The 26,838-nt window shown below is 42.5% G+C and carries 21 protein-coding genes; 19 read left to right on the top strand and 2 right to left on the bottom strand.

The genetic code is table 11. The features are described from left to right. Window positions 1-48: 48 nt before the first annotated feature. From L6I86_RS04930 to speD, 9 genes are all read left to right on the top strand, one after another. Entirely contained in the window at window positions 49-1,032 is a 984-nt protein-coding gene (locus L6I86_RS04930; RefSeq protein ID WP_236285164.1) for a sugar ABC transporter substrate-binding protein, read from the top strand. Then, a complete protein-coding gene (locus L6I86_RS04925) occupies window positions 1,029-2,468 on the top strand; it encodes a sensor histidine kinase (protein ID WP_236285162.1) in 1,440 nt (479 codons plus the stop codon). Before L6I86_RS04930 ends, L6I86_RS04925 begins: the two co-directional genes overlap by 4 nt. Then, window positions 2,465-4,039 (top strand): response regulator, encoded by a 1,575-nt coding sequence (locus tag L6I86_RS04920; protein WP_236285154.1) that lies wholly within the window; start codon window positions 2,465-2,467, stop codon window positions 4,037-4,039. The genes L6I86_RS04925 and L6I86_RS04920 overlap by 4 nt, the downstream gene beginning before the upstream one ends. Before the next feature lie 4 nt (window positions 4,040-4,043). Beyond that, window positions 4,044-5,210, top strand: coding sequence for a D-xylose ABC transporter substrate-binding protein (xylF, locus tag L6I86_RS04915; protein ID WP_236285152.1), 1,167 nt, complete (start codon window positions 4,044-4,046; stop codon window positions 5,208-5,210). 112 nt (window positions 5,211-5,322) lie between these two features. Next, complete coding sequence (locus L6I86_RS04910) at window positions 5,323-6,423, top strand: sugar ABC transporter substrate-binding protein (protein WP_236285150.1); 1,101 nt, start codon at window positions 5,323-5,325, stop codon at window positions 6,421-6,423. Between the two features lie 93 nt (window positions 6,424-6,516). Next, window positions 6,517-8,037: a sugar ABC transporter ATP-binding protein gene (locus L6I86_RS04905; protein WP_236285148.1), complete on the top strand. Its 1,521-nt coding sequence runs from the start codon at window positions 6,517-6,519 to the stop codon at window positions 8,035-8,037. A gap of 11 nt (window positions 8,038-8,048) precedes the next feature. Then, window positions 8,049-9,224 (top strand): sugar ABC transporter permease, encoded by a 1,176-nt coding sequence (locus L6I86_RS04900; protein ID WP_236285146.1) that lies wholly within the window; start codon window positions 8,049-8,051, stop codon window positions 9,222-9,224. Between the two features lie 29 nt (window positions 9,225-9,253). Further along, entirely contained in the window at window positions 9,254-9,898 is a 645-nt protein-coding gene (locus L6I86_RS04895; protein WP_236285145.1) for a hypothetical protein, read from the top strand. 122 nt (window positions 9,899-10,020) lie between these two features. Beyond that, a complete protein-coding gene (speD, locus tag L6I86_RS04890) occupies window positions 10,021-10,833 on the top strand; it encodes an adenosylmethionine decarboxylase (RefSeq protein ID WP_236285144.1) in 813 nt (270 codons plus the stop codon). 111 nt (window positions 10,834-10,944) lie between these two features. On the opposite strand, the gene L6I86_RS04885 is transcribed toward speD, so the two are convergent. Continuing rightward, the gene (locus L6I86_RS04885; RefSeq protein ID WP_236285142.1) at window positions 10,945-11,913 is read right to left on the bottom strand and encodes a serine hydrolase domain-containing protein; all 969 of its coding nucleotides are present in this window, start codon (window positions 11,911-11,913) and stop codon (window positions 10,945-10,947) included. 217 nt (window positions 11,914-12,130) lie between these two features. Here L6I86_RS04885 and L6I86_RS04880 point away from each other — a divergent pair, with 217 nt between their 5' ends. The 10 genes from L6I86_RS04880 (at window position 12,131) to L6I86_RS04835 (ending at window position 26,466) form a co-directional block, all read left to right on the top strand. Further along, on the top strand, window positions 12,131-13,249 hold the full coding sequence (locus L6I86_RS04880) for a hypothetical protein (protein WP_236285140.1): 1,119 nt from the start codon (window positions 12,131-12,133) through the stop codon (window positions 13,247-13,249). Window positions 13,250-13,269: 20 nt separating this feature from the next. After that, window positions 13,270-14,724, top strand: a complete 1,455-nt coding sequence (gene wsfD, locus L6I86_RS04875; RefSeq protein ID WP_236285138.1) for a glycan biosynthesis hexose transferase WsfD — start codon at window positions 13,270-13,272, stop codon at window positions 14,722-14,724. Window positions 14,725-14,764: 40 nt separating this feature from the next. Then, window positions 14,765-16,330, top strand: coding sequence for a hypothetical protein (locus L6I86_RS04870; RefSeq protein WP_236285137.1), 1,566 nt, complete (start codon window positions 14,765-14,767; stop codon window positions 16,328-16,330). Then, on the top strand, window positions 16,327-17,577 hold the full coding sequence (locus L6I86_RS04865) for a glycosyltransferase family 2 protein (protein ID WP_236285134.1): 1,251 nt from the start codon (window positions 16,327-16,329) through the stop codon (window positions 17,575-17,577). Before L6I86_RS04870 ends, L6I86_RS04865 begins: the two co-directional genes overlap by 4 nt. A 14-nt stretch (window positions 17,578-17,591) precedes the next feature. Then, entirely contained in the window at window positions 17,592-19,682 is a 2,091-nt protein-coding gene (locus tag L6I86_RS04860; protein WP_236285128.1) for a cellulose biosynthesis cyclic di-GMP-binding regulatory protein BcsB, read from the top strand. Then, complete coding sequence (locus L6I86_RS04855; protein ID WP_056620813.1) at window positions 19,679-20,533, top strand: GGDEF domain-containing protein; 855 nt, start codon at window positions 19,679-19,681, stop codon at window positions 20,531-20,533. Before L6I86_RS04860 ends, L6I86_RS04855 begins: the two co-directional genes overlap by 4 nt. 119 nt (window positions 20,534-20,652) lie before the next feature. After that, window positions 20,653-21,975, top strand: coding sequence for a spore germination protein (locus tag L6I86_RS04850; protein WP_236285126.1), 1,323 nt, complete (start codon window positions 20,653-20,655; stop codon window positions 21,973-21,975). A 1-nt stretch (window position 21,976) separates the two neighbouring features. After that, window positions 21,977-23,065 (top strand): GerAB/ArcD/ProY family transporter, encoded by a 1,089-nt coding sequence (locus L6I86_RS04845; protein ID WP_236285124.1) that lies wholly within the window; start codon window positions 21,977-21,979, stop codon window positions 23,063-23,065. Continuing rightward, a complete protein-coding gene (locus tag L6I86_RS04840; protein WP_236285122.1) occupies window positions 23,049-24,122 on the top strand; it encodes a Ger(x)C family spore germination protein in 1,074 nt (357 codons plus the stop codon). Before L6I86_RS04845 ends, L6I86_RS04840 begins: the two co-directional genes overlap by 17 nt. A gap of 268 nt (window positions 24,123-24,390) precedes the next feature. Continuing rightward, window positions 24,391-26,466 carry a thioredoxin domain-containing protein gene (locus L6I86_RS04835; RefSeq protein WP_236285119.1) on the top strand — a complete coding sequence of 692 codons (2,076 nt, stop codon included), beginning with the start codon at window positions 24,391-24,393 and terminating at the stop codon, window positions 26,464-26,466. Between the two features lie 164 nt (window positions 26,467-26,630). On the opposite strand, the gene L6I86_RS04830 is transcribed toward L6I86_RS04835, so the two are convergent. Continuing rightward, window positions 26,631-26,789, bottom strand: coding sequence for a DUF1540 domain-containing protein (locus L6I86_RS04830; protein WP_082593545.1), 159 nt, complete (start codon window positions 26,787-26,789; stop codon window positions 26,631-26,633). Between the last annotated feature and the right edge of the window lie 49 nt (window positions 26,790-26,838).

The raw sequence follows: 26,838 nt of genomic DNA, 5'->3' as shown, positions 1-26,838 counted from the left end.
AAATCATGATAGAATTACTGGAAATTGGAAGAGTCTGTGGGTGAAAGTATGAAAAAATTGATTTTGGTTGCGATCATAGCCAGTAGTTTTGTTACGCTGTCATTTTCTTTCTACTATATGCTCAAGATTTATCAAAGCGATTTGAGTATGTCTACCGCAGGAGAGCCTATGGTGAGTGAACATGCCGAGCGCATCGTGATCATCTCACAGGAACAAGGCAGCTTTATGATGAATGCCATTCAAAAAGGGGCTCGCGAGGCCGCAGAAGAACATCATATTCAAATTGATTTCTGGGGTGTATACCGTTCGAACTTGGAAGGGTTAATTAAGCAGATCGATATTGCAATCGCTTCCAAAGCGAGCGGGATTGTTGTAGAAGGTGTGGATCATCCAGATTTTAATCTTATGGTGAAGAAGGCGACAGAGAAAGGGATACCGATCATTACGATTAATTCCGATGCTCCGAGCAGCTTACGTAAGTCCTATATCGGTTCCGATCATTATCGAGAAGGAATTATTATGGGAGAGTACATTGCGACCCAGTTGAATGGAAAAGGCGTAGTTGGTGTCATTAAGAGCATATCCTCACCATCAACGGATGATCTGCGATTGAAAGGTCTTTCCGAAGTTTTTAAGAAATACGAAGGACTAAGGGTCGTAATTGCAGCTAATGATCCTGAGATGACACAACCGAAGATGCAAACGAATGATATTTTGAATCACTATCCGGATGTGACGGCCTTTATCGGACTGTCGTCCGAATCTGGAGAGAGTATCGTTCAAGCGGCGCATTCGCGCTCGCGGACCAAGGAATATCCGATTTTCCAATTCGATGATTCCCCCCAAACCATGATGCTTATTAAAAATGGGCAGGTGAAAGCTGGGCTCTCGCAGCATTATGAAGATATGGGTATTCTCAGTGTTAATTTAATGAAACGTTGGTTAGATGCTGCGCAGCTGCCGCTTGAGAACAGCTACTTCACGCCAATTAGCGTGGTGACTTCATCTGGAGAAGAGGAGAGAGCGCCTTGAAAACCATTCGAAGTAAAATGATGATGCTGTCGATCTTGATCTGGGTAATTATGGCGATTATTTGGCTTTCCATGAGTATTTATAATCAGCGTACCGTCGAAAAGTATAATGAAATTCTTCAGCGCTATATGCAAATGAATCAAGCCTCGCAATTAAGTCAACAATCACTAACCACTCTGAATAAATATCGAATGTCACCTACGTTAGAAAGCTTGAATCAATATGCCTCGGATAACAATAGTCTACTTCGAACCAAGACAGAGATGAGCTGGTTGCGAAATGCAAGCAACAAGATGTTGCTAGATAATTTGCAAAACATGCTGGAAAGTCAGGCAGAGGCGATGGATTTGGCCGTTCGCTTCCAAAAAGATAATGATGAAGAAAACGCAGCGAAACAATTTGATGAAGCATCCAATATTTCCAAATATATTTCAGAAGCGACACTCACTTTAATTAGTGGTGAACAGAACACCTATGATGCCTTCTATAGAAAAATTATTAAGCGAAGTGAAAATATAAAGAAGATGGGACTCTGGACGTTAGCCCTGGTTTCTTTGCTGCTTTTGCTGTTTTCCTATCGATTTGTTGATAGTGTGACACAGCCACTACTGAAATTAACGCTGTCTGCGCGAGAATTGTCACGGGGGAATTTTAAAAATCCCATTGATTTGGGCAATAACGATGAAATATCCTTTTTGGCTAAAACGCTGGACAGTATGCGACTTAAGATTGGTCATTTTATCGATGATATTCAAAGTAAAGCGCAATTGGAATATGATCTACATCGACATAAGCTCATGCTGAAGGAAAGCGAGTTGAAGAGCTTACAAAGTCAGATTAATCCCCATTTTCTTTTCAATACGTTAAATATGTTGTCGAAGGAAGCTTATTTGGCAGGCGCGGGAAAAACAAGCGAATTAATTAGCTCTGTTGCCGGTATGCTTAGATATAATCTCCGTAAGCTGGATAGCCGAGTGTCATTAAAGGATGAACTCGAAGTGCTTGAGGAGTATTTAACGATTCAGAAGGCTCGCTTTGGTGATCGTTTGCAAGTCGTTCGTGAAATTGATGAGGATGCATTGGGAATTGAGCTTCCTATTCTTATTTTGCAACCGCTTGCAGAGAACGCATTTATTTATGCGATTGAACCTGCTGAAGAAGGTGGTACGCTTACGATTCGAGTTAAGCAGGTAGAGAAACACATCCTTGTTCAGGTACAAGATACAGGACAGGGCATGGATGAAGAGCAGCTAAATCGATTATTATCTCAGACGGAAAATTCCATATATAAAGGCCATTCTACGGGGATAGGCATATGGAATGTAATTCATCGCTTACAGTTATTCTATGGGGTTGAAGAGATCATAGAGATTGAATCCCATCTAGGAGCTGGCACTTGTATTACATTGAAGCTGCCGAGGGGGCATGTCGTATGATTCGTATGTTAATTGTGGATGATGAACCAATTGAGCGGATTGCGTTGCAACGAATTATCGAAGAAGGTTCTCCAGATGTAGAGGTCGTAGGCCAAGCCTCGAATGGCAGAGAAGCCATTGAAGCTGCAGAGCGGTTACAACCAGACCTGATCACGATGGATATTAAGATGCCAGGCATCAATGGACTTCAAGCGATAGAGAAGATTAGGGAGACTAATAAAGCAGTTAAGTTTATTGTGGTTACTGCATTTGACACGTTTGAATTTGCTCAACAAGCCATTAAGTTAGGCGTGTATGACTATATGCTGAAACCAAGCCGACTTTCTGTCGTGCTAGAGACGATTGGCCGGGTAGCCAATGAGATTACAATGATTCAACAGGAGTTGGCGAGTAGAAGCTTAGAGCAAGTACGGCTGCAGAAGATGACGCCTCTGGTAGAGGCTGATATTGTGGAGCAGCTGCTATTTGATTATGTGCAATCGGCATCACTTGCGGAATTGATTGACTTAATTGGGTTTCCGTCTGGGCGAGACGGTTTTGTGATGACCTTGCAATTCTCGCATGATATGGCGGAACCTTCGCATCTACGGGATTACGATGATGTGTATCTGCAATTAAGTGAGTTGCTTCTGGATGTTACCAATCCGATCTGGCTAGGGAAAATGTCAGGCAATCAAGTACCAGCGATTGTATTTGTGGATGGTGAATTTTCCTATCGCGCACAGGCCATAAGTGTAGCGAAGAAATGGATCCAAGCGTTGGATATGAAGCGTGGTTTGCGACTTTTTATTGGCATAGGCGGCTTATGTAAGGACGTGCGGGACATGCGCAAATCCTATCATGAAGCTTTGTTGGCGTCGATGGATAACACGCTGTCTGCTCGTTATTGTTTGTATGAGAATTTGACACGGGATGATATTCAGGCGATTGGCGTTCGAACCGTTGAGATGGAGAAGAGTGTGCTCGAAGAGATTAGACGCGGAAATCTAGAAGCAGCTGGAGATCAGATTGCCAAAATGATTGATGTCTTTGAAGGCGCCCAGCAAGGCGTTGTGATGTCGCAGCAACGAATTTTTGAAGTGTTAATCGTTGTGACCCGCATGTTGCAGGAAATGGGGATGGATGTCCATACACCTTATTTTCCCTATACAACGACAAGTTACATGCAATTGAAAGCAGAATCCCGACTATTAATTCAAAACTTAGTTCAGGTTGGAGAAGTCGTTGAGACAGATTTACTCCAAACGATGAAGTTATATATCCAGAAACATGCTCATGAGGAATTGTCCTTGGAGCGGATTGCAGCTACGGTTGATCGGAATCCTTTCTATGTCAGTAAGCTGTTTAAAGAGCATTTCGGAATGAATTATATAGACTTTCTTACGGAATATCGGATCGAAACGGCCAAACAATTGATGCAGGAAACGGATAAAAGTCTCAAAGAAATTACATTTGAAGTGGGATATAACGATCCGAATTATTTCAGTCGCGTGTTTAAAAAGTTAGTAGGACACTCTCCGACGGATTATCGGAAGATGCTGATTCGGCCAACCAACAAAAAGCACATGTGAATACATGCTTACGAAGTTAGTTTCTAAAGAAAGCGTTAAGGAGGGGTTTGCGCTGAAACATGTCAGGAAGAGTAGTGAAGTGGTTGGTATCACCGTGATTATGGCCTTCGTGCTATCGGCTTGCTCGTTTATTGGAACGAACAGTGCACCAACGGATAAAGCTAGTCAGCAAATCGAAAGTAAGCCAAACCCCAATCGGATTATACAAAACGACAACAAAGTGGTCGTTGGTTTATCGATCGATACCCTGTTGGAAGAACGGTGGCAGAAGGATCGGGATTTATTCAAAGCTGCTGTGGAAAAGCTCGGTGCGCTTATTGAGGTTCAAGCCGCGAATGGCGACGATGCTTTGCAGCTTGCGCAAGCAGAGAACTTGATATCACGTGGTGTAGATGTGCTTGTCGTTGTGCCCCACAACGCAGAGGTATCCGCAGCGATTGTGGAGAAGGCACATAAATCGGGTATTAAGGTTATTTCGTATGACCGTTTGATTGTGGGTTCGGACGTGGATTTATATATTTCCTTCGATAATGAGAAAGCTGGTGAATTGCAAGCGAAAGCGATCGTGAAGAAAGCTCCTAAGGGCAATTATGTCTTAATCGAAGGCGCGGATACGGACAACAATGCGCATATGTTCAAGAAAGGTCAAATGAACATTCTGAAGCCTCTCGTCGAGAAGGGGGATATTACTATCGTTTTTGATCAAGCGACGAAGGAGTGGAAGCCTGCTAATGCATTGGCGAACATGGAGCGGGCTTTAATCGCTAATCAGAATCGAGTAGACGCGGTTGTTGCCGCGAATGACGCGACAGCAGGTGGCGTGATTCAAGCTTTAACAGCGCAGCAGATGGCAGGTCGTATACCCGTTTCGGGGCAAGATGCAGAACTTGCAGCTGCGCAGCGAATCGTCGAAGGTACACAGACAATGACGGTGTATAAACCCATCAAGAAGCTTGCAGAAACCGCTGCTGAGCTTGCAGTGAAAATGGCGAAAGGCGAAAATGTTCATGCAGATAAAAAAGTAAACAATAAGAAAATTGATGTACCGTCCATTTTACTCGAACCGATTGCCGTGGATCAGTCGAATATGGATGCCACGATCATCGCAGATGGCTTTCATTTGAGAGAAGACGTATATAAAAATGTGAATCAAAGGCAAATGACAAAATAGTATAGCATTGTTAAAAAAAGTGCTAATATAAAGCGGTTACATTGGAAAATCCCGGTGATATACTCAGTTTGTAGTTGGCGCACAGCCAAAACAATTGAGAGGGGTATTACAAATGAAACGAAGTGTGAAAGCGATTTCTTTGATGTTAGTGGTTATGTTTCTAGCCGTGATGGTTGCAGCATGTGGGAACTCTAGCAGCTCGAAAGTAAGCGTTGGAATTGTATTGCCTACCAAAGACGAGCCAAGATGGGTTCAAGATGAGCAACGTTTCAAAGACGCTTTGAAAGGTTCGAAATATACAACGGAAATCTTATTCAGCCAAGGCTCCTCAGCGAAAGAAAAAGAAAACGTTGACGCTTTGATCGCAAAAGGAATCAAAGTGTTAATCATTTGCCCGCAAGACGGAGATGCAGCAGCAGCGGCTGTTGAGTCAGCTAAGAAGGCCGGTATTCAAGTCATCTCCTATGACCGTTTGATTACCAAAACAGATGCGGTTAACTACTACGTGACATTCGACAGTATTGCTGTTGGTAAAGCGCAAGCACAGTACCTAGTTGATAAAGCGAAACCAGGTCAACCCTTGTACTTGTACGCAGGTGCTGCTTCGGACAACAATGCGTTCTTGTTCTTCGAAGGTGCATGGCAAGTGCTTCAACCGAAAATTGCCAACGGCACATTCAAAATTGCAAATTCCAGTGAGGCTGCTGCTTTGAAAGGAACTGCCAAATTAACGCGTGAACAAATGAGTAAAATAATCGGGCAAGTCACGACGAACTGGGATGCGAATGAAGCGAAAAATAAAGCGCAAACACATTTGACAGCTGCTGCAGCAGACATGAAGGGCGATGTTGCCATTCTAGCTCCAAATGATGGAACAGCTCGTTCTATCGCAGATGTGTTCGCATCAGATAAAGCGGTTACAAAGTTCTTGGTAACGGGTCAAGATGCTGAGAAAGCTTCGATTCAATATGTAATTGACGGCAAACAATCCATGACGGTGTTCAAAGATGTTCGTACACTCGTTAAAGATGCAATGGGCATGGCTGTAGCTATTCTAGATGGCAAAACACCTGAAACAACAGGATCGTATAACAATGGCAAAATTGATGTGAAAGCCAAACAAACGAATGTAATCGTCGTTGACAAAGCAAATGTTAAATCTGCACTTGTGGATTCTGCGTACTATCAAGCATCCGATTTCAAAGGCTTGTAGGTGTAAGATCACATAGCTTGGAAGGAATAGTGATAGATGCGTCTATCACTATTCCTCTATTCCGAGAGTCGGTTGGCTAAGGAGCGTTTGATGATGAGTAAATATATCTTAGAAATGAACAATATTTCCAAAGAATTTACAGGTGTGAAAGCTCTTGCGAACGTAAATTTTAAAGTGAATACAGGCGAGATTCATTGTTTGGTAGGTGAAAATGGCGCAGGCAAGTCGACTTTAATGAAGGTGCTTAGCGGTGTATACCCAAGCGGCACTTACGCAGGAGATATTGTTTTCGAGGGCAAGGTTCAGCAATTCTCCAAAATCAGCGATAGTGTGAAGACGGGCATCGCCATTATTTATCAAGAGTTAGCGCTATTCCCGGACCTTACGGTGTATGAGAACATTTATGCAGGCAACGAAGTAAGAAAAGGTATAATGGTCGATTGGAATCAAACGATTCGTCAGGCTAAAGAAATGCTTCATAAAGTGAAGCTGGATGTGAATCCAGAGGTTCTAGTTAAAGATTTGGGAGTAGGTAAGCAACAACTCGTTGAAATTGCCAAAGCCTTAAGCAAGGATGTGAAGCTGCTCATTCTGGATGAGCCGACAGCTGCACTTAATGAGAAAGAAAGCGAGAACCTACTTGAACTATTGCGAGAGTTGAAAAAACAAGGCATTACGAGCATTATGATTTCTCATAAGCTTAAAGAAGTGACGGCGATTGCCGATCATATCACTGTGTTACGTGATGGTAGAACCATCTGTACACTGGACGCTGCAAAAGGTGAGATCTCGGAAAGTGTCATTATCAAAAACATGGTAGGTCGTGAGATTGACGATATTTATCCGAAAAGAATGACGAAGTCATTCGGTACGAATATACTCGAGATTCAAAATTGGACGGCGTATGATCCTCAGTTGGGTCGCGACGTAGTGAAAGATGTGAATTTGCATATTAAAAAGGGTGAAATTGTTGGTATTGCTGGTTTGATGGGTTCAGGTCGAACGGAGCTAGCGCAAAGTATTTTTGGAAACCCCAAAGCGTATAAGCTTCGCGGAGATCTCCTTATGGAAGGCACTAAACAAACATTCAGCCATCCGAGGGATGCCATCAAGGCGGGTATTGCTTATGTAACGGAAGATCGTAAAGGGGACGGGTTGTTCCTTATCCAAGATATCAAGCAAAACATTGCTGTTGCCAACCTGCATGAGATTTCCGAGAATGGCATCATTAATCATAATGAAGAAGTGAAAATATCGAATCATTACAAGCAATCATTAAATATTAAAGCTCCTTCCGTGGAACAAATTGTTGGCAATTTGAGCGGTGGAAATCAACAGAAAGTATCTCTCGGCAAATGGTTATTTGTGAATCCGAGTCTGCTCATCTTAGATGAACCTACGCGCGGCATAGATGTCGGGGCTAAATATGAAATTTATACGATTATGAACAATCTGATTAGTGAGGGAATGAGCATTATCATGATCTCATCAGAGCTTAGTGAAGTTTTGGGCATGAGTGATCGTGTCTATGTCATGGCCGAAGGTAAAATAAAAGGCGAGCTATCCATCGAGGATGCGGATCAAGAAATAATTATGAAGCTTGCAACGCAATAGGAGGAAGACCCGTGCAATTTTATAGTGAAGCGAAATCGCTAATTAAAGTGAATATCCGAGAATATGGGATGTACATTGCCCTATTCATCATCATGCTGACGTTCTCCATCATGACAGACGGGTTGTTCATGTCATCGCGAAATATAAGTAATCTGATTGACGCAACGGGGTATATTGCGGTTCTAGCTGTAGGTATGACCCTCGTCATTGTAATCCGACATATTGATTTATCCGTAGGATTTGCGGCAGGGTTTCTAGGCGCAATTGCTGCCGTACTCCTCTCGCAAGCGGGAGTTCCGTTCTATATCACCATTCCAATCATTCTCGTGCTAGGTATCATCGTAGGGTTATTCAATGGATTATTGGTTGCTCAGTTCGGTATTCCGTCCTTTGTGGCTTCCCTTGCGGGCATGTTGATTTTCAGAGGCGCACTGCTGCGCGTAACGGAGAAAACAGGCACGATTATCGTAAAAGATGAGAATTTCAATGCGATCGGCAATGGCTTCATACCCGCGATTACGAAGATAGCGGGATTAAATCTGCTCTCCTTAATTCTGGGAGCAGTCATGATTATTCTTTATATTTATAGTGAATTTTCAAAACGAAATAACAAGCTGAAATACAATTTCGAAGTTGTTTCTGCCAATATTTTCACCGTGAAGGTTATTTTCGTCTCGGCGATCATCGCATATATTACATGGATTCTAGCTGGGTATAACGGCTTTTCCTGGACGGTGATCGTAGTCATGATTGTGGTGGCGGTATACCACTTCCTAACGACTTCAACGGTATTAGGCAGACATATTTATGCCGTAGGCAGTAATCCAGAGGCAGCGAATTTGAGCGGGATTAGTGTGAAAAAGATTACGTATATCGTATTTGGATCGATGGGTATGCTGTCAGCACTTTCCGGGATCCTCTTTACGGCGCGTTTGCAATCCGCTACAACGACTGCAGGAACATTGTTCGAGCTCGATGCGATCGCTGCGGCTTATGTTGGCGGAGTTTCCGCAGCAGGCGGCGTTGGTAAAGTGACAGGTTCCATTATCGGCGCAATTGTAATGGCTTCCTTATCCAGTGGGATGAATCTCATGGGAATAGGCATTTCGTATCAATACATGATTCGTGGCGCGGTACTCGCAATTGCAGTTATTTTCGATGTCGTTACAAGGAAAAAGAGAGCTTAATAGATGGAGGCGCAGAGGAGAGACAGGGTATGGCTATTTACACGCCACAGGGGCTTGAAATAAGTCTGGACGTTCCAACAAGCTTTGGTCTTATGGCGAGATTGTATCCGGATATTAAACCGGACAGCATTCTCAAAACCACGGAGTCCATTAGTGTGATGACTTCATCTTTAGGTTTTGTCACAGGTATCTTGTGCTTTGCACTGCAATTAAGTCCTTCGAATATTGCCATATGTACGTTATTTGCAATGACGGTAGGTATTCTACTTACATTTAGTGGCATCGTGTGGTTCCCTTTTATTCAGTTAGGTGCTATGTTTTCGCATATATATGGACTCTTTCTTCCGACGATAATTGCCGTTGCGATTGGATTCGTATTGACGGGGTGGGCTGGTGTTGCCTCCTACATGGTATCTCGCATCGTAGCGTCAGTTGTTTCCATACTCGTTAGCATAGGGTTTACGACGCAATCTTCTATCTATAATGGGAGTCGGATTAGCACAGCGGAAAGAAATTTTTTCAATGCATATCGCTATCATGCTTTACAATTAGGCAAATTGACGAGTCTGGAACTGTCGAGAGACGAGTTAAAAGAGGCATACTGGGGCCAAACATATCAGGATTTACTTAGGAGCCATCCCAATTTGCAGAAGCGATTTCTAGCTGATTCTTAGAAACTGGAATATGACAAATAGAAAGTTAGCATAGAATAAAAGCGACTCCGACATACCATCCTATGTGTAGCTGTTTAATAATTGTGTAAACAGTTTACAGTTTACACATAGGGGGGATTTACTTGAAATTAACTTCGGAGCAGATGATCACTCTGCATGGCTTTAATAATTTAACCAAATCGCTAAGTTTTAATATGTACGATATCTGTTTCACCAAAACAAGAGAAGAGCGCGAAGCCTACATAGCTTATATTGATAAGCAGTATAATGCGGATCGTTTAACAGCTTTATTGAAAACAGTTGCCGATATTATTGGCGCGCACGTATTAAATATCGCCAAGCAGGACTATGTACCACAAGGAGCTAGCGTAACCATGCTGGTGTCTGAAGGTCCTATTGAGCAGGAACCAAGTGAATCGTTTGAAGAGTCGCCAGGGCCCTTACCAGATGCGGTGGTCATGCATCTCAATACGAGTCACATTACTGTCCATACGTATCCTGAATATCACCCTGATGAGGGAATCAGCACCTTCCGAGCTGACATTGATGTGTCAACGTGTGGAGAAATATCGCCGCTTAAAGCGTTGAATTTCCTTATTCGTTCTTTCGATAACGATATCCTGACGATGGATTACAGAGTCAGAGGGTTCACGCGTGACATCAGCGGGCATAAGCTTTTCATCGATCACGAGATCAGCTCTATTCAAAATTATATTCCAGAGGAAATTCAAGATTTATATCAGATGATTGATGTGAACGTGTATCAGGAAAATATTTTCCACACGAAATGCAAGCTTCGCGAGTTTGATCTGAATAACTATTTGTTCGGATACACGAAAGATACGCTCAGCATAGAAGAGCAGTTGGAAATTGAGAAAAGCGTCAAATGGGAGATGGATGAGATCTTCTATGGGAAAAACATGGTATTTAATTGATCTGGAATTGTATCCCGCATCTCTGGATTGTGCCTTTAGGTGGTTTCTTCGTGTATTCTATTATTATGTAAAAAGTAGGAAGAGAGCTTGCCAGAGGTGGCAAGCTCTTTGCTATTTGGTGATAGAACCTTCAACTAGTTCCAACAAATAAGGTGCCACGCATTGGCGGAACACCTGCAGTGGAATTTTGCTCTTCTTTCGTTGGTCATTGGTCAATACAACAACGGTTTCAATTGAAGGAAGAATATAAATACACTGGCCTCCGAAGCCATACGCGTTAAAGTAATTTAGCGATTGCAGGGAAGCGTCGTTATCTGTACGATCTGGGTAAGTGTCTGTCCACCAATGCCAGCCATAGCTGCCGCGACGAGGTGCCTCCGCACGTACCGCAGATCGCGTGGAAAGAGCGACAAGCTCTTGGGAAATAAGTTGGGTATTTCCCCATTTCCCTTGCTGGAGATAGAGCTGACCAAATTTGAGCATATCGATGGGACGAAGTGACAGTCCGAAACCACCCGTGTGGATACCTTGAGGGTCCTGTTCCCAACTATACGATTCAATGCCAAGCGGCTCGAATAAAGTTAACTCAGCATAACGAGCAACTGACATGCCTGTTGCTTGGGCTAGGATCGCAGATAATAATTGAGAGCCGCCAGAATTATAAGACATTTTCGTACCAGGCAAATCGGATAAGGGTTGTTCCAACACGAAATCCACCCAGTTCGGTGTTCTTGTCATGCGGGGAAATGAATTCTGTCCACCAAATTCTGTCCAATCGAGGCCTGATGTCATCGTTAATAAATGCAGCAGCGTTATTTCGCTCTTATGTGATGCACGATCTTTCGCAAACTGCGGGAAAAATACGGATGCAGGTGTCTCGGGGGCTGGCAACAGACCCTGATCCATAGCGATACAATAGAGTGCAGAGAGGATGCTTTTGGTGCAGGAATTGATTTTTGCAATAGTTTCAGCTAAGTGTGGTTCTCGGTATTGCTCGAAAGTGATCTGACCTCTTTGGCTGATGAGGCAACTTACAAGATTAGCTGGTTCTAGTTCTTTTAATAAATTTGAAAAGTTCATGACATCCTTCTTGTAATTACGACATTTTTCTTGTTTTAGGGAGGATTTACCTTTTGATCGAATAGTTTCATGTGATAAACTACAACTAACTAAGCCAACTCGCGCGTATAATACAACCTCTAGATAAAGATTCCACCTCAGATGTAGTGTGTAGTCTTTTTATCATACCATTCGACGTTTTTTCTGGAAATGATTGTGTTAGGAGCTGCCGGAATACATGAAAATTTTCAGGAATTTAGGACTGATCAGCCTCGGATTAATCGGCATCTATGTGATTAACTTTATGCTTGGAGACACTCCAAGATTGCAGCGGCAAACAAGCAGTCAGTATGGTCAGACCATGCAAGTGACGGACAATCGCCATTTATTAGTGGAATTTTTGAAGGACAAGCTTACAAGTAAACATGGCATTTATACGAATCTGAAGGATACCGATCAATCGGGTGCTGCTGCTTCAGGTCATGAAGTTCTGAGTGAATCAGCGGGTCTCTTCATGCGTTATTACGCTCTAACAGATCAGAAAGATAAGTTTGATGAGCAGTGGCAGCAAGCCAAGCAAGTATTTGATACACCATTTGGATTCAGCTATCGGTATAGTCCAAAAAGGAATAAACAATATCCCATGAATGCCATTGTAGATGATTTGCGTATTATTCGGGCACTCGATGAAGCTTCCACCGCTTTTGGGACCAAGAGCTATAGAGAGGAAGCGGAAACTTACGGAAAGCGACTCTATCAATACAATGTTGTGAATGGACAAATGAGAGACTTCTATGATCCAACATATAAAATGACAAATTCATTCTTAACCTTATGCTATATCGACGCTGCATCGTTGGAGCTTGTACCGCTATCACGGAAAAAGAAGGCGTCACTTGAAGCCAGTATGCTGCAAATTGTCCAACAAGGATATTTGTCGGATTCGTTTCCATTTTACCAAACTCGCTACGATTTTGATAAGAAGGGTTATCAATCTGAAAGCATAAACACGGTAGAATCGTTGCTAACGATTCTAAACCTAGCTGAAGTTAAACTGGAACAGCCAGCCAGTATCCGTTATATCAAAGATCAGATTAAAGCAGGAACCTTATACGGTCAATATGATCTGGATGGAAAACCACTGAATGAAGTTAGGTCAACTGCTATCTACGCGATAGCAGCCATGATTGGATCGGTCATCAAGGATCAAGAGCTTTATGCCGATAGTATTCTCAAAATGAATGAATTTCAAGTCCATAATCCACAGAGCCCACTTAATGGCGGCTTCGGAGATGTCGATGCCGCGCAGGCCTATTCCTTCGATAATTTGATGGCACTTCTAGCCTACACGTACTGATCAGAAAGGAGTGCGATCACATGTGGAACATTCGTTTCATCCAAATGCTGCTGGGCAAGTTGTCCCCAGCTGCTTTCGCTGCCATCGTGGTGTTCTTGATTACAGTGATCGCACTATTTACACCTCCCTATATTGGGATGGCTGATAATGGGGATTATGCTCGAATTTTGAATGGACTGTATGTGAAGGATGCGGACTATACAAGCCAATACTTTGGTTATTTTGTCAAAACCTTTGGTATTTTTCAATACTATAACGAGAATAGTGCCTCCATATTTTCCACACAAACATTTTTCATGAAAGCTGCCATTCTTATCAATCAACTTTTTTATCGTGAAGATACCTTTGATATTCGTTTTCAAGCAGGCATGTACTTGATACTTTATGTAGGTGCCATTTATTTACTAGTGGAAGCATTGACCTGGAAATTGTCTAGGAAATTAGGCTATGTAATGGCCGCGATCGTAATTTTTGTATTAGGCGACACTGGATATACGGCGTATTTTAGCTCGTTTTATGGCGAGAGCGTTGTTCTTATTATGAGTGTTTACATGGTTTCTTTTGGCTTATTGCTCTATCGGAAAAGATATAATGATTACCTTATGATGATACTATTTATCCTTAGTGCCATGATTTTGACGGCTAGTAAACAGCAGAATGCTCCAGTCGGTATGATTGCTGCACCGATTGGTGTCTTTTTCATTTATATCAGGAAAAATACGCTGTATCGCTCAATAACTTCGATTTTGCTCATTGCATTACTTGGAGTTGGTGTTGGCACGTACATGCTCATTCCGAAAGAATTTGTCAATATTAACAAATACCATGCCATGACGCGTGGCGTACTTATGGGCGCTGTGGATCCAGAGAAGACCTTAAAGAGCTTTGACATTGATAAGCAATACGCGATATTGAACGAAACGGAATATTTTGATGCTTATACGACCGTAAATGTGGAGTCAGATATTTTACAAGACGAGTTCTATAGTAAATACGGTTTCGTCTCGATTTTGACCTATTATATGATGCATCCGAACCAAGCTGGTCAAATGTTGAACTTGGCTGCACGCGACGGTTTTAGTATCCGACCTAACGCGATGGGGAATTATGAACGCTCTGTGGGCAAGCCTTTTGGAGCACAAACCGTGTTCTTCTCGGGTTACAGTTTGTTAAAGAAAGCTATTGCTCCTAAAACGTTTGGTTTTATTTTATTATGGATTTTAACTATTCTAGGACTATATCTACCTTCATTTGTCACCGCTATTCGGTCACGATTATGGCGAAATACAATCAGATTGCCTATGATTTTGATGCTAATAGGGATTGGGCTTTCCGGGATTTTTGTATCCATCATTGGTGCCGGGGATGCGGATCTTGCCAAACATGAGTTTTTATTCACACTAATTTTTGATTTAGTATCACTGATTACCATCATAGATCTCATTTCCAAGAGATTATGGAGCCAAGAAACTTGAGCCTTAACTTGGTTGATATCGCGGGAGAGGGGGTATTGGTATGTTTAATCGATACAAAATGGGTACTTCATTATTGCTATTAGTCAATCTACTGATCTTCCTATGCTTTCCCCAAATAACTTCTGCCACTCAAGTGGAGGCAACACCTGTGCTAGTTGTTTATGATAGCTTAGCAAACGGAACGCCCTTCGAAGGTAATGTAGATGCTGTACAACGTATCCTTGCTTCGTTAAATGCCCAGGTAACGATAACTTCCTATGATAAATACGAAGCGGGCATGCTCGCCAAATTTAATAAAGTGATTAACATTAGTAATTTGGAAGATGTTTCGCATTCCCCTGAAATATTTAACCGTGATATGAAAGGTTTCTTTGGGGATTATATGCATATAGGGTATCAACTCCCACCGTATGTTCAACAAGAAATGGGTATTGTGGTACAAAAGCAAGCTACAGACACATTGAAAATTTCAATTGGTCAATTCACTCAAGGATCTATAATTGCAAGCAATATCTCGTATACAACAAAGTTCAACGGGACCTCTTATGGTACTATTTTTTCTGAGAACGGGAAAGCAAGTTATCCATATGGGGTCATTCATGGCAAAAATGCTTATATCCCATACATGCTAAAAGGGAATTTAAGCGAGTTGGCCGCTTCCTTCGTGTTGAAGGATTGGTTACACGTGACTAGTACAGGGCAGAACTTTGTTTTACTAAATGAAATCTACCCATTCTCAGATTTGGATTTACTTAATGAAGTTGCAGATCGTTTATATAGCGCTGGCATACCTTTCATTGCAAGTGTGCAACCTGTGTTTAGTAATTTCCAATTCCCCGCAATGCAGCGATATTTGGAGACACTTAAGCATATTCAGTCTCGCAATGGAAGTATCGTTGTGAATGCTCCCGTAGTTGCTTCTACAATTAGTCCAGACATCGCAGGTTTAAAAGCACAATTGAGTTCTTTTCTTGATGCCTTAGCTGAATATGAGATTGTTCCACTTGGTATAGGTTCCGAATTATATTGGACTTATGATCAACATTATTCAGAGTATGGCTTGTCGATCTTTGATTCAGGCATACTTTATGATAATCGAAACATCAGATACCATACGCAAAGAAATAATTCGAGTGTGTTCCATTCCGCGATGTATACAATCAAAGGGAAGGATTTAAACAAATATATAAATTCAAATAAATCACTTAATCCCCTACCTATGAATACCGCATTTGTTTATCCATTTCCGATAAATCGCCAAGAAATGGAAGCTACACTGGCCACTTTATTAACAAGTTGGACGATATTTGCCGATTATAAGAATGAAGAGCATAGTGTGCGTACGGATAAGAACGAATTAACCTCACATCGTGGTCACTTGCAAATCAATGGACAAGCAATTGCCTTAAACAATACGATAGCTGAGATCGACTCTGACCACACCTATGTGCAAGAAGTGAAGAAGAGCTTTACGACCTTATTCTCGGTGCAAAATAATATCTTCATTGTACTCATCGTAACGACGCTTCTTATTTTTATGGTATTTCTCATCATTGGGTATCGCCTGTACAAACGAAAATTCACCCATCAGGAGAGGTCATTATGACTGTTGCAGATATTTTGATGCTAATTTCCGTCTTCTGTATTTGGTCACTGTTATTGGTTAATGTGGTTCTAATCGTAGCAGGCTACTTGTACTATATTCAAATTGAAAACAAACCGGTTGCACCTATTGAAGGTGAGCCTCCATTCGTTAGCATCATGGTACCGGCACACAATGAGGGAAAGGTCATAACGAAGACGGTGGAATCCTTGCTAGCGCTATCATATCCTCATAATCGTTATGAGATTATCGTCATCAATGACAATTCCTCCGATAACAGCAGTGTCCTATTAGGAAATCTCCAATCGAAGTACCCTGGGCGCAATTTGATCATCTTGAACACGGATAATGTTAAAGGTGGAAAAGGGAAGTCTAATGCTTTGAATTTGGGATTTAAATTAAGCAAAGGAGAACTTATTGCCATCTATGATGCTGATAATACCCCTGAGAAAACGGCTTTGACGTATCTCGTTTCCGAAATTACGCATGATGCTAGTTTAGGAGCCGTAATCGGGAAATTTCGAACCCGCAATCGTGATGCAAGCCTCTTGACTCGTTTTATTAATGTTGAAACATTATCATTTCAATGGATGGCACAAGCGGGGAGATGGAAGTTATTCAAGCTGTGCACGATTCCAGGTACGAACTTTATTGTTCGGCGTTCGATCATCGAGCAAATGGGTGGTTGGGATGTGAAGGCAATTGCAGAGGATACAGAAATTAGTTTTCGCATCTACTTAATGGGATACAAGATAAAATTCCAACCTAAGTCAGTCACTTGGGAGCAAGAGCCACAAACAGTCAAGGTATGGTTTAAGCAGCGAACGCGGTGGGCGAAGGGAAATATTTACGTCATTGTCAAAAACATCCCCTTACTATTCAAACGTTCAGCTCGAAACATTCATTTTGATATTTTATACTATCTCTCCATATATGTGTTGTTGCTAACCTCGTTAGTCATGTCCGATTTACTACTCATATTGCATGCTTTGGGTTATGTTAGTACAACCATTGCTAGTTTTAGCTCTTTCTTGTGGGGGCTTGCCATTATCTTATTTATTCTGGGGACATTCATTACGTTAGTAACAGAGAAGGGGGAAATGAAGCTTTCTAATGTTTGGATTATTATGCTTATGTACGTATCCTATTGTCAGATGTGGATGCTTGTTGCGGCATATGGCATGTACGCATATTTGAAGGATTTGGTATTCAAGCGAGAAGCCAAATGGTATAAAACCGAAAGGTATTAGATTGGGGAGAATTTATGAAGAAACGATGGCTGTTGATTACGACCGTATGTCTTTTATCCCTGTTTAATTCGTTAAGCTCAACAACAGGGGCGGAAGAGCTTTCACCTACTGGGAATAAACAATACCAAACTAATTTTGCAGATACGTCGTTACTTGGAGGCGTAACCTATACAACGCAGTACTTTCAGATCGAGGATTATTGGAACGTAGCCAGTGTTGAAGTTCATCTTGATTATGAGATTTCACGCCTTCTGCAGAATGACCGATCAAGTGTAACGTTATCGATAAACGGAAAGCCGTTTCACTCATTTCGTCCGGTCATTCAAGAAACGAAACAACAGCAGTTGACCGTTCTTGTTCCCGTTTCGTATCTCGTGAAAGACGTGAATACGCTAACGGTTCAAGGGAATTTCGAAACAACCGCGCCGCTCGCTGTGAATGCTTGTTTACCGACAGCTACGCGTGATAATTGGTTGCAAATATCCAAAACCTCTCGTATTTCAGTGAATTACGCAAACTCGGCAATTCAAAAGAATATCCGGGATTTCAATGAGCATTTTATCGGGTTGGATACGATCAAAGAAGGTCTGAATGCGATCCTAGTCACAGAAGGGGAAAGTAATTTGGCTGTACTTGAAGCGGCTACCTACGCACTTTCTGGATTCGCTAAGGTGAATCCTCTTTCGGATAAAGGAATTCCTATCGTTGCCTACAGTGCGGATAGCATGAAAGCAAAGCAAGCTCTTATTCTCATCTCCTTCTATAACGATCTGCCTGAAGAAGTGAAGTCAATGATTCCAGCGGATGATGTGGATAATAAAGCTTACATTAAGTTGGTCACTTTTGCGGGAAAACCGACGTTAGTGGTCACTTCATTGGACACCGCTTTACTGGTGAAAGCAGGACGATTAATAGGCAATCAGTCGTTGCTCAGTCAGCTTGACACGGATACGAAGGTAGTCGATGCCACAACAGAGGTAGAATCTCCTACGGTGAGTATTAGCCGAAACATAACGTTAACGGAAACAGGCGATAAGATCGTCGGTGACCGTCATCGTGAGAAATTTTATTTCGTTTCACTTCCAGGTAACCGTTCGATCGCGGATGCGAGCAAGTTGAGCATTAAGTATCGTTACGCGAAAAATTTAGATTTCGATCGTTCGATGGTTACGATCCTGATAAATGATACACCAATTGGCAGCAAGCGCTTATCTACGGAGCTCGCAGACAATGATCATATTGATATTGCAATCCCCAAAACATTGAATATTAGCGGGAATTTCACAGTGAAAGTTGCTTTCGATTTGGAACTCAAAAATGCAGGCTGTATTGAGAATCAGGATCAAATGCCATGGGCGTTTGTAGATAAGGATTCCATGTTACAGCTTAATACCAAAGATAAAGCGGACATGTTGTTTAACAATTACCCTTATCCCTTTCTGAGAGATGGCAGCTATAACCAGTTGGCAGTCGTTCTGCCCAAAGAACATGATACATACGTATACCAAACGATTTCGAACATTTTTAATTTGTTAGGGCGTTACGCGCAGACCAATATCGGGGAAGTGCTTTTTTACCAAGATAATGTCGCGGCATCACAACTGAAGAACCGCGAGATCATCGCTATCGGTAGTTATAAGAATAATCAAGTTATCCGTACCAATAATGACAAACTATATTTCCAATATGATAAAAGTGGCACAGGCTTCGTCTCCAATGAAAAAATGAGTATCGAAGCTAACTATGGCACTCGCATAGGCTCACTACAATTGATCGATTCACCTTATGGGAATGGCTTCGGGCTGTTAGCCGTCACAGGGGCCAGTTCAGAGTACGCGTATCTGGCCTCTAAACTTATCGGCTCAGAAGGTACGCTGTGGAAAGTATTCGGCGATGGAGCTGTTACGGACATTGACGGGCAAATTAATGCGTTTCGTTTTAAAAAAATAACGACGACTGAGCCATCTACGGTATTGAGCGATGTTATGGATCGCAAAGATGTTCTGGGTTTCATGGTTGCCGTTGTCCTTGTTGCCTTATTGGTTATTCTCTCGCTTATCCTGCTAATTCGTAAATACCGAAAGAAGCGGAGGGATCGTGGATGAGGCGTTTACAAAGCAATATGGTTTCGGATGGCGCATTTATTTTCCTGATTATTGTCTGTTTCGTTTGTATCGTGTTTACAGCGGGAAACCCCAATCTCTATATTCAAAATATTATTTTCTTGAACCTTGCGTTACTAATTGCGATCGTCACCTACTTTACAAATGTTACAACGGGATTGATTTTGAATATCCTATTCATCTTCGGTTACGGCACATTTACGCTATATCAAACGGTGGTTGTGGGCGGAGTAGTTGGAGCTCAGAACTATTTTTGGCTCATCATGACGCCACTATTTACGATCTCAACATGGCTGCTTACTTATGGAAATCGTCAGCTTCAGTTGGAAAATGAGCAACTACAGAAGGCCAACAAATCACTCGCAACTGTTGATGCCAAAACAAGCTTAAAGAATACGTTTTCGTTTCAATCCGATGCAACGATTTTCATGGCGCTGTCGGTTCGTTATCACATCCCATTAACACTTCTGGTTTTCAGTGTGAAATACTGGGATGAAATTCGGCGTATTATCGGAGAAGAACAACTGATGGAGGCTGTACTTGATCTGTCACAAATGAGTCAGACCAGCATCCGTACGAATGATTCGCTGTATTTGCTCAATAAGGAAAATCCAATGTGGGGCATGCTGTTATTCACAGATCGACCGGGTGCTTCAATCGTAATTGATCGATTGAGAAATAGTGTGGAGGAGCGAAACAGGGACGAGTACAGGGAGAAATATCGGGTCGAGCTTATCTTGAAGATGGGCGCGATTGAATATGATGCTAAGGAAGTTCCGAACCCGTTGGAGTTTATTACGCTGGCGAAGAAGCAATTGGAATTTGATGTCTAAATATAAGGTGCAGATCTCAGTTATTGAGGATCTGTACCTTTTTTTATCATGATTAACAAGTTTAAAGTATGCAAATACTACTTGAGAACTATTAGCAAAATTGGAAGGGAGGATATGATTTGTCTATCTTGACCAGTCTGAAATATCATTTTGAACAAGACAGGGCGTATATTTCACGCCAACTATGGATAGGCAGTGATCCTCTAACCTTTCTAGGATTAAGGACGCTCGTTAATTTCCCGAGATCACTTACCATGGTGCGCGATCAGCTACATACAGTAGATGATATAGATCAACCAATACAAGATAGGCTGAGTGGGCTTGGTCACAATGTATCTAATTGCACACTGGATGAGCTCATCTCAGAAATATTAGATGGCATGCTCATTGCCATTCATGAGCCATCTGGTACTTATATTAGCATCATACCGGTTGCACAACCGCTCAATCGTTCTGTAACCGTGCCATTAACTGAAAATGTAGTTAGAGGGTCAAGCAGCGCTTTTAACGAGGATATTGAGCTCAATGTCGGCCTGCTTCGAAAGCATATAAATTCAAGTGATTTGCAGATTGCGACGTATAGATTTGGAGAAGTATCCAAAAATTGCGTGGTTTTGTCCTATTTGAATACAAAGATTGATCCTAGACTTCTAAGATCTATCATCAAAGCAATCGAAACGAATTTGCATTTGGATGTTAGCAATGTACAAGAACTATCGAAAATGTTTGGGTTTTCAAACTTTACACTGGTAACACGTTACAATACAACGGAACTGCCACAGAGTGCAGCACGAGCTTTAAAAAATGGAAAAGCAGTTATTTTTATCGAACGGTTGCCTTTCGCATTAATACTCCCCAGTCTTGTTTCGGATTTGTTCGTGACAGCAGATGATGCCAATCATCCGCAAGTGTTTGCTGCGGCCCTTAGCTTCATTCGTATAATAGGTGCGCTGATCACACTAATTATCCCAGGTTTGTATGTGGCATTAGTTTCTGTGAATCCGGATGTGTTGAGGTTTGAGCTAGCGCACTCAATCGCGAAGAGTAGAATAGATGTTCCTTACCCAGCGATCGTAGAGACCTTGTTGTTATTGTTTGTCCTAGAATTGACATTAGAAGCTATCGTCCGACTTCCTCCGAGTATAGGGCCTACAATTACAATGGTAGGGGGGATCGTGCTAGGTCAAGCCGTCGTATCAGCGAAATTAGTCAGCAGTTTACTCATCATTGTATTGGCTGCTACGACCATCTCAAGTGCAACCGTCGTCGGCTTTCAAAGTGCGCTCACAATACGATTGTTTAAATATGTCTTATTGATTCTTTCAGCAATCTTTGGTGTCCTCGGTCTTTTATTCGGGATCGTCATTATTTGCTCCTACTTAGCAGGCGTCAAATCACTTGGAGTTCCGTATTTGCAATTAAAAAATCCAGAAGGTGAATGACATGATTAAAAACGCACAAGTTGTAGTCATTTACATCATAACCCATTTAGGGTTGATATTTTTTGTATACCCGACGGATATCTTAGCGAGTACACGTGAAGCCTTTTGGATACCTGTAGGCTTAGGTTATTTGATTCATATTACTGTCATTTTTATTTATCTGAAGGGGCTTAGTTATTTTAAGAATCAAAATATCCTTCAAGTACTGAATAACAAGAATAAAGTTACCGTCTGGTTGACGTTACTTCCGGTTTTTTTATATCTTTCGCTGGTTATCGTTATTACAGTCAGGGCTTATGCTGAGATCATATCGATTGTTTTTCTAGCAGACACACCAATCTGGATTCTTATGTTGATGTTACTAGGGATTCCCGTATTTATGGTCATCCATGGAGGAGTTAGATCATTATTAAGAGTGGGGCTTTTATTAGCTGTCCTATTTCTTCCTCCCATGCTATTTGTCATGTTCGCATCTCTTCAAAGCATCGATTTGAACTATGCACTCCCACTGATCCCCAAGGATCGTTCCAAACTATTCGCATTTCTCACCGACTTTTCCTATTATGAAAGCTTGTTTGCATTCGCGGGAGGATTTTTATTTCTGGGCTTTATTCCTTCTTATATCACGTATAAACCCAAAACCATTTATTTGAGCAGCATTATCGTCTTCATTTTTTTCCTACTTTCGGTTTATATTCCTATTGTGACATTAGGGGAAGAAACCGCACGTCAGCTTGCATTCCCCTTCATTTTTACGATTGATACGATAGAAATCAACTGGCTCATGTTTGATCGGATTACGATTTTTTTCCTGCTGAGTCAAATCGCTTTTGTCCTTCTTTTTATCGCAATGACCCTCTGGCAGATCGCATGCATAATCCCGTCTCGAGCAAAAAAAATGAAAAATCAGTATCTTATTTCTGCCATTTCAATTGTCGTGTTCCTGATATGCTTATTCATTCCTGACTGGGGTCATGTTGAATTGCTGCTGAAGTGGAATTCATTTCTTCGGTTGTATGTTGCAATAGTTGTTCCGACTGTCATTTTCATAGCAGGGTATCAGCATCAAAAACATGTCAGAGAGAGTTGAAGTGAAGCATATGCTGAAATGGATTGTTGCAACACTCTTACTTTTTATTCTCAGCGGCTGTTGGGACAACAAGGATATCAATCATCGTTCTTTACCGATCGCTATGGGGGTTTCATACAATCAAGGGCAATATACGGTGTATCTCGATATTCCAAAAGTAAGTGAAACAGACAAGATACAAGTCGTTTCAGAGAGTGGCGACACAATCAACGATATCATTGACAAAATTAGTATGAATATGGAAAGCGAAATCGATCTGCTTCATTTGAAAATCATCCTTGTCGATAAAGAGTTTGCCAAACACGGTTTAAATGACGGTGTTTCAAGCCTTATTCGTTCTAGGCATGTCTCCCCGAAAACACTTTTCGTTATCTGTGATGAATCGCCAGATCGATTTTTTGAAAAAATGGACAAAAATTCAAATGATGGAACCCTAATTTATGACTTTTTTCAGCGCAATAGTGGGTTGAGTCCTGAAATTGCTTACACGCAAACGTGGAAAATTTTCAGGAGCATCCATTCCTTTACCAACGATGTGGTTATCCCTATTATTAAATCAGGACATACAACGGCGATTGAAAGCACAGGCTCAGCCATCATGAAGAATGGTAAAATGGTGGGGCGACTCAATAATGAAGAAACCTTACTCATCAATGTATTTAATGGGAAGAAAACGCAGGGGAAAATCGAAGTGATGGGAAAGGGTACAATTCAAATTGTAAGTAACCATCTGAAGCATAGAAGTTATTTTGTTGATAACCAAGCTCTATTGAAAAGTAAGCTAAGTTTAAAAGTAATCTTATTGGATACGAAAGGTAATCCTTCGGAAGATTCCATCAAGTCAGATCTGAACAAGCTGGTTCTGGAACGGTTCGAGCATTTATTTGAAAAAATTAAGCTAGGCGGAGCAGATGTTCTGGGAGTTGGACAACATTTTCGGAATGAATTGACGCGAACACAACTGGAAGAATGGCATGCCGAGTATTTTAAAAATTTGAAAATCGATTTGCAAGTCTCAACCACGATTCGAAACACGGGGAATTTGAAGGATACTTAAACAGCGACAGATGATACAAAGAGTAGTCGACGTATGTATGACTATTAACTTCAATCCGCCATATACAATTAAAATCATCAAATCAAGTAGGAATTCAATGGCATGGGTATTAGCGAACTGGCAAAATCAGCGTGCCTGGATTTCGATTCCGTAGACGAGCATGGGGAACGATCTCAACTGCTAAATTATTAAGTAACTAGTTTTTATCACTATGCTAAACTTAGCCTATGACATCAATATTATCCAACAAATAAGGAGGTGGTCCCCCATGACAACTCACAATAAACCCAATAGACTAACCAAGGAAAAGTCACCTTACTTGTTACAACACGCAGATAACCCGGTCGACTGGTTCCCTTGGTCAGAGGAAGCTTTTGTAAAAGCGAAGCAGGAAAATAAGCCTGTGTTCTTGTCTATTGGGTATAGCACTTGTCATTGGTGCCATGTCATGGCACACGAATCGTTCGAAGACCAAACCATAGCCAATATGTTAAACAAAGATTTCATCTCGATCAAAGTAGACCGGGAAGAGCGTCCCGATATTGATCACATCTACATGGCGGTTTGTCAGGCGATGACTGGACAAGGTGGTTGGCCGCTGACGGTGTTCCTAACACCTGAGAAGAAGCCATTCTTCGCAGGGACTTATTTTCCACGCAGCCGTAAATATAATCGAGCAGGCATGGTTGAGATCATCGCACAGCTTGCAAACAAGTGGGGGGAGGACTCTGAGCGAGTACGCGAGCTGGGTGAGCAAGTGACTATGGAAACGACACAACGGTTGCTAGAGAATCAAACTGGCGGCACGTTGTCAGAAGAAACTTTACATGAGGCATTTCGCTTATATGCGTCCAATTTTGATGCTGAACATGGTGGATTTGGCACGTTTCCGAAGTTTCCGACCTCCCACAATTTATCATTCCTACTCAGATATTATAAGAAAACAGGGAATGAGCAGGCGCTTGAAATGGTTGAAAAAACGCTAGACGCTATGCACCATGGGGGGGTGTATGATCATATTGGCTTCGGATTCGCCAGATATTCTGTCGATGCCCAGTGGTTAGTGCCGCATTTTGAGAAAATGCTGTATGATAACGCACTACTGGTGATGACGTATATTGAGGCTTATCAAGTGACTGGGAAAGATCAATACGCCGAGGTGGCCGAGCAAATTATTACGTATGTTCTTCGTGATATGACGGATGAAGGCGGTGCTTTCTATTCCGCGGAGGATGCAGATTCGGAAGGCGTTGAAGGCAAGTTCTATGTTTGGACGATGGACGAAGTTGAGGACGTGCTCGGCATTGACGAGGGAGATCTCTATAGTGAGATCTATGGTTTGACGGAGTCGGGGAATTTTGAGGGTAAAAATATCCCGAATTTACTCGACACGACGCTGGCGTCTGTGGCAAGGCGGAAGCAAATCCCTCTGGATGAGCTGAAGCAGCGGTTGGAGGCTGCCCGCATCAAGCTGTTCGCACATCGCGAACAACGGATTCATCCGGGCAAGGATGATAAGATTCTGACCGCGTGGAACGGTCTGATGTTCGCTGCGCTGTCCAAGGCGGCACGCGCCTTGGACAAGCCAACGTACGCGGCCGCCGCGACGAAAGCTGCGGACTTCGTGCTTCGCGAGCTCCGCCGCGAAGATGGGCGCTTGCTCGCTCGCTATCGCGATGGCGAAGCGGCGTTCCTGGGCTACGTGGACGATTACGCGTTCCTCGTATGGGGACTGATCGAGCTGTACGAGACCACGTTCGAGCTTCGCTTTCTCCGTGAAGCGGTCCAGCTGAACGCAGAGATGCTTCGTCTCTTCGGAGACGAAGAGCGAGGCGGGCTCTTCTTCTACGGCAGCGATGCCGAGCAACTGCTCACCCGCCCCAAAGAGATCTACGACGGCGCGATGCCGTCGGGGAATGGTGCAGCCGCGCTCAACATGCTGCGGCTGTCCAAGTTGACCTACGACGCGAAGCTGTCGCAGGCAGCCGAAGAGCAGCTCCAGGCATTCGCCGGAGCTGTCAGCAAGTACCCGCCGGGCCACGCGCTAACGCTGGCCGCGCTTGATTTCGCGTATGGCGAAGCCAGCGAAATCGTGATCGCCGGCGACCCGGCGAAGTCCGAGACACAGCTCATGGTGCGCACGGTGCAGCGACAGTACTTGCCGAATGCGCTGCTGGTGCTTCACCCGCCGGGAGCGGCAGGCGAAGAGGTGCGCCAGCTGATTCCGCTGGTACAGGATAAGCTGCCGCTTGGCGGCCGTGCAACGGCGTATGTGTGTGAGAACTTTGCTTGCCAAGCACCGACACAAGATGTGGAGGATCTTGCAAATCTTTCTTCCCTATAACATCTTTCCTAACGTGTGATTATCCCTACACGCAAAAATCTCTTTCACAATGACTGATAATAATTATCATTATTGGTTACAATAGTGTTAGAAACATAAAAAGAGGCCCGAAGGCCTCTTCTCAAACAAGACTCATTAGTCCAACTCACCGTGTAATGGATGAACTAAACCTTAGATTCAAATGTTTTACAATCAGTTTCTTCCGAATTGCGCGCTTGATCACTACCGTGGTGGCTCACGATCGAAATCGAGCTAGCTTTGCATTTGTTTTCATTTGCCCAGTATTTGCAGGAATTCACTTCGCACATAACATCTTTTGCCATGTCTCTTTCACCTCCCTTACCTCATAGGGTGGGCGAAAGGGACCTCTTT

Origin of the sequence: Paenibacillus allorhizoplanae, from assembly GCF_927798215.1 — a bacterium.
Taxonomy (GTDB): Bacteria; Bacillota; Bacilli; order Paenibacillales; family NBRC-103111; genus Paenibacillus_E; species Paenibacillus_E allorhizoplanae.
Note: the sequence above shows the minus strand (reverse complement) of the source record. Positions and strands in the feature narration are given on the sequence as shown.

Excerpts from the sequence above, each read along its gene's own strand:
- L6I86_RS04930 (WP_236285164.1), top strand. The coding sequence starts at position 49 with ATGAAAAAATTGATTTTGGTTGCGATCATAGCCAGTAGTTTTGTTACG.
- L6I86_RS04920 (WP_236285154.1), top strand. The coding sequence starts at position 2,465 with ATGATTCGTATGTTAATTGTGGATGATGAACCAATTGAGCGGATTGCG.
- xylF (WP_236285152.1), top strand. The coding sequence starts at position 4,044 with ATGCTTACGAAGTTAGTTTCTAAAGAAAGCGTTAAGGAGGGGTTTGCG.
- L6I86_RS04910 (WP_236285150.1), top strand. The coding sequence starts at position 5,323 with ATGAAACGAAGTGTGAAAGCGATTTCTTTGATGTTAGTGGTTATGTTT.
- L6I86_RS04905 (WP_236285148.1), top strand. The coding sequence starts at position 6,517 with ATGAGTAAATATATCTTAGAAATGAACAATATTTCCAAAGAATTTACA.
- L6I86_RS04895 (WP_236285145.1), top strand. The coding sequence starts at position 9,254 with ATGGCTATTTACACGCCACAGGGGCTTGAAATAAGTCTGGACGTTCCA.
- L6I86_RS04885 (WP_236285142.1), bottom strand. The coding sequence starts at position 11,913 with ATGAACTTTTCAAATTTATTAAAAGAACTAGAACCAGCTAATCTTGTA.
- L6I86_RS04880 (WP_236285140.1), top strand. The coding sequence starts at position 12,131 with ATGAAAATTTTCAGGAATTTAGGACTGATCAGCCTCGGATTAATCGGC.
- wsfD (WP_236285138.1), top strand. The coding sequence starts at position 13,270 with ATGTGGAACATTCGTTTCATCCAAATGCTGCTGGGCAAGTTGTCCCCA.
- L6I86_RS04870 (WP_236285137.1), top strand. The coding sequence starts at position 14,765 with ATGTTTAATCGATACAAAATGGGTACTTCATTATTGCTATTAGTCAAT.
- L6I86_RS04865 (WP_236285134.1), top strand. The coding sequence starts at position 16,327 with ATGACTGTTGCAGATATTTTGATGCTAATTTCCGTCTTCTGTATTTGG.
- L6I86_RS04860 (WP_236285128.1), top strand. The coding sequence starts at position 17,592 with ATGAAGAAACGATGGCTGTTGATTACGACCGTATGTCTTTTATCCCTG.
- L6I86_RS04855 (WP_056620813.1), top strand. The coding sequence starts at position 19,679 with ATGAGGCGTTTACAAAGCAATATGGTTTCGGATGGCGCATTTATTTTC.
- L6I86_RS04845 (WP_236285124.1), top strand. The coding sequence starts at position 21,977 with ATGATTAAAAACGCACAAGTTGTAGTCATTTACATCATAACCCATTTA.
- L6I86_RS04840 (WP_236285122.1), top strand. The coding sequence starts at position 23,049 with ATGTCAGAGAGAGTTGAAGTGAAGCATATGCTGAAATGGATTGTTGCA.
- L6I86_RS04835 (WP_236285119.1), top strand. The coding sequence starts at position 24,391 with ATGACAACTCACAATAAACCCAATAGACTAACCAAGGAAAAGTCACCT.
- L6I86_RS04830 (WP_082593545.1), bottom strand. The coding sequence starts at position 26,789 with ATGGCAAAAGATGTTATGTGCGAAGTGAATTCCTGCAAATACTGGGCA.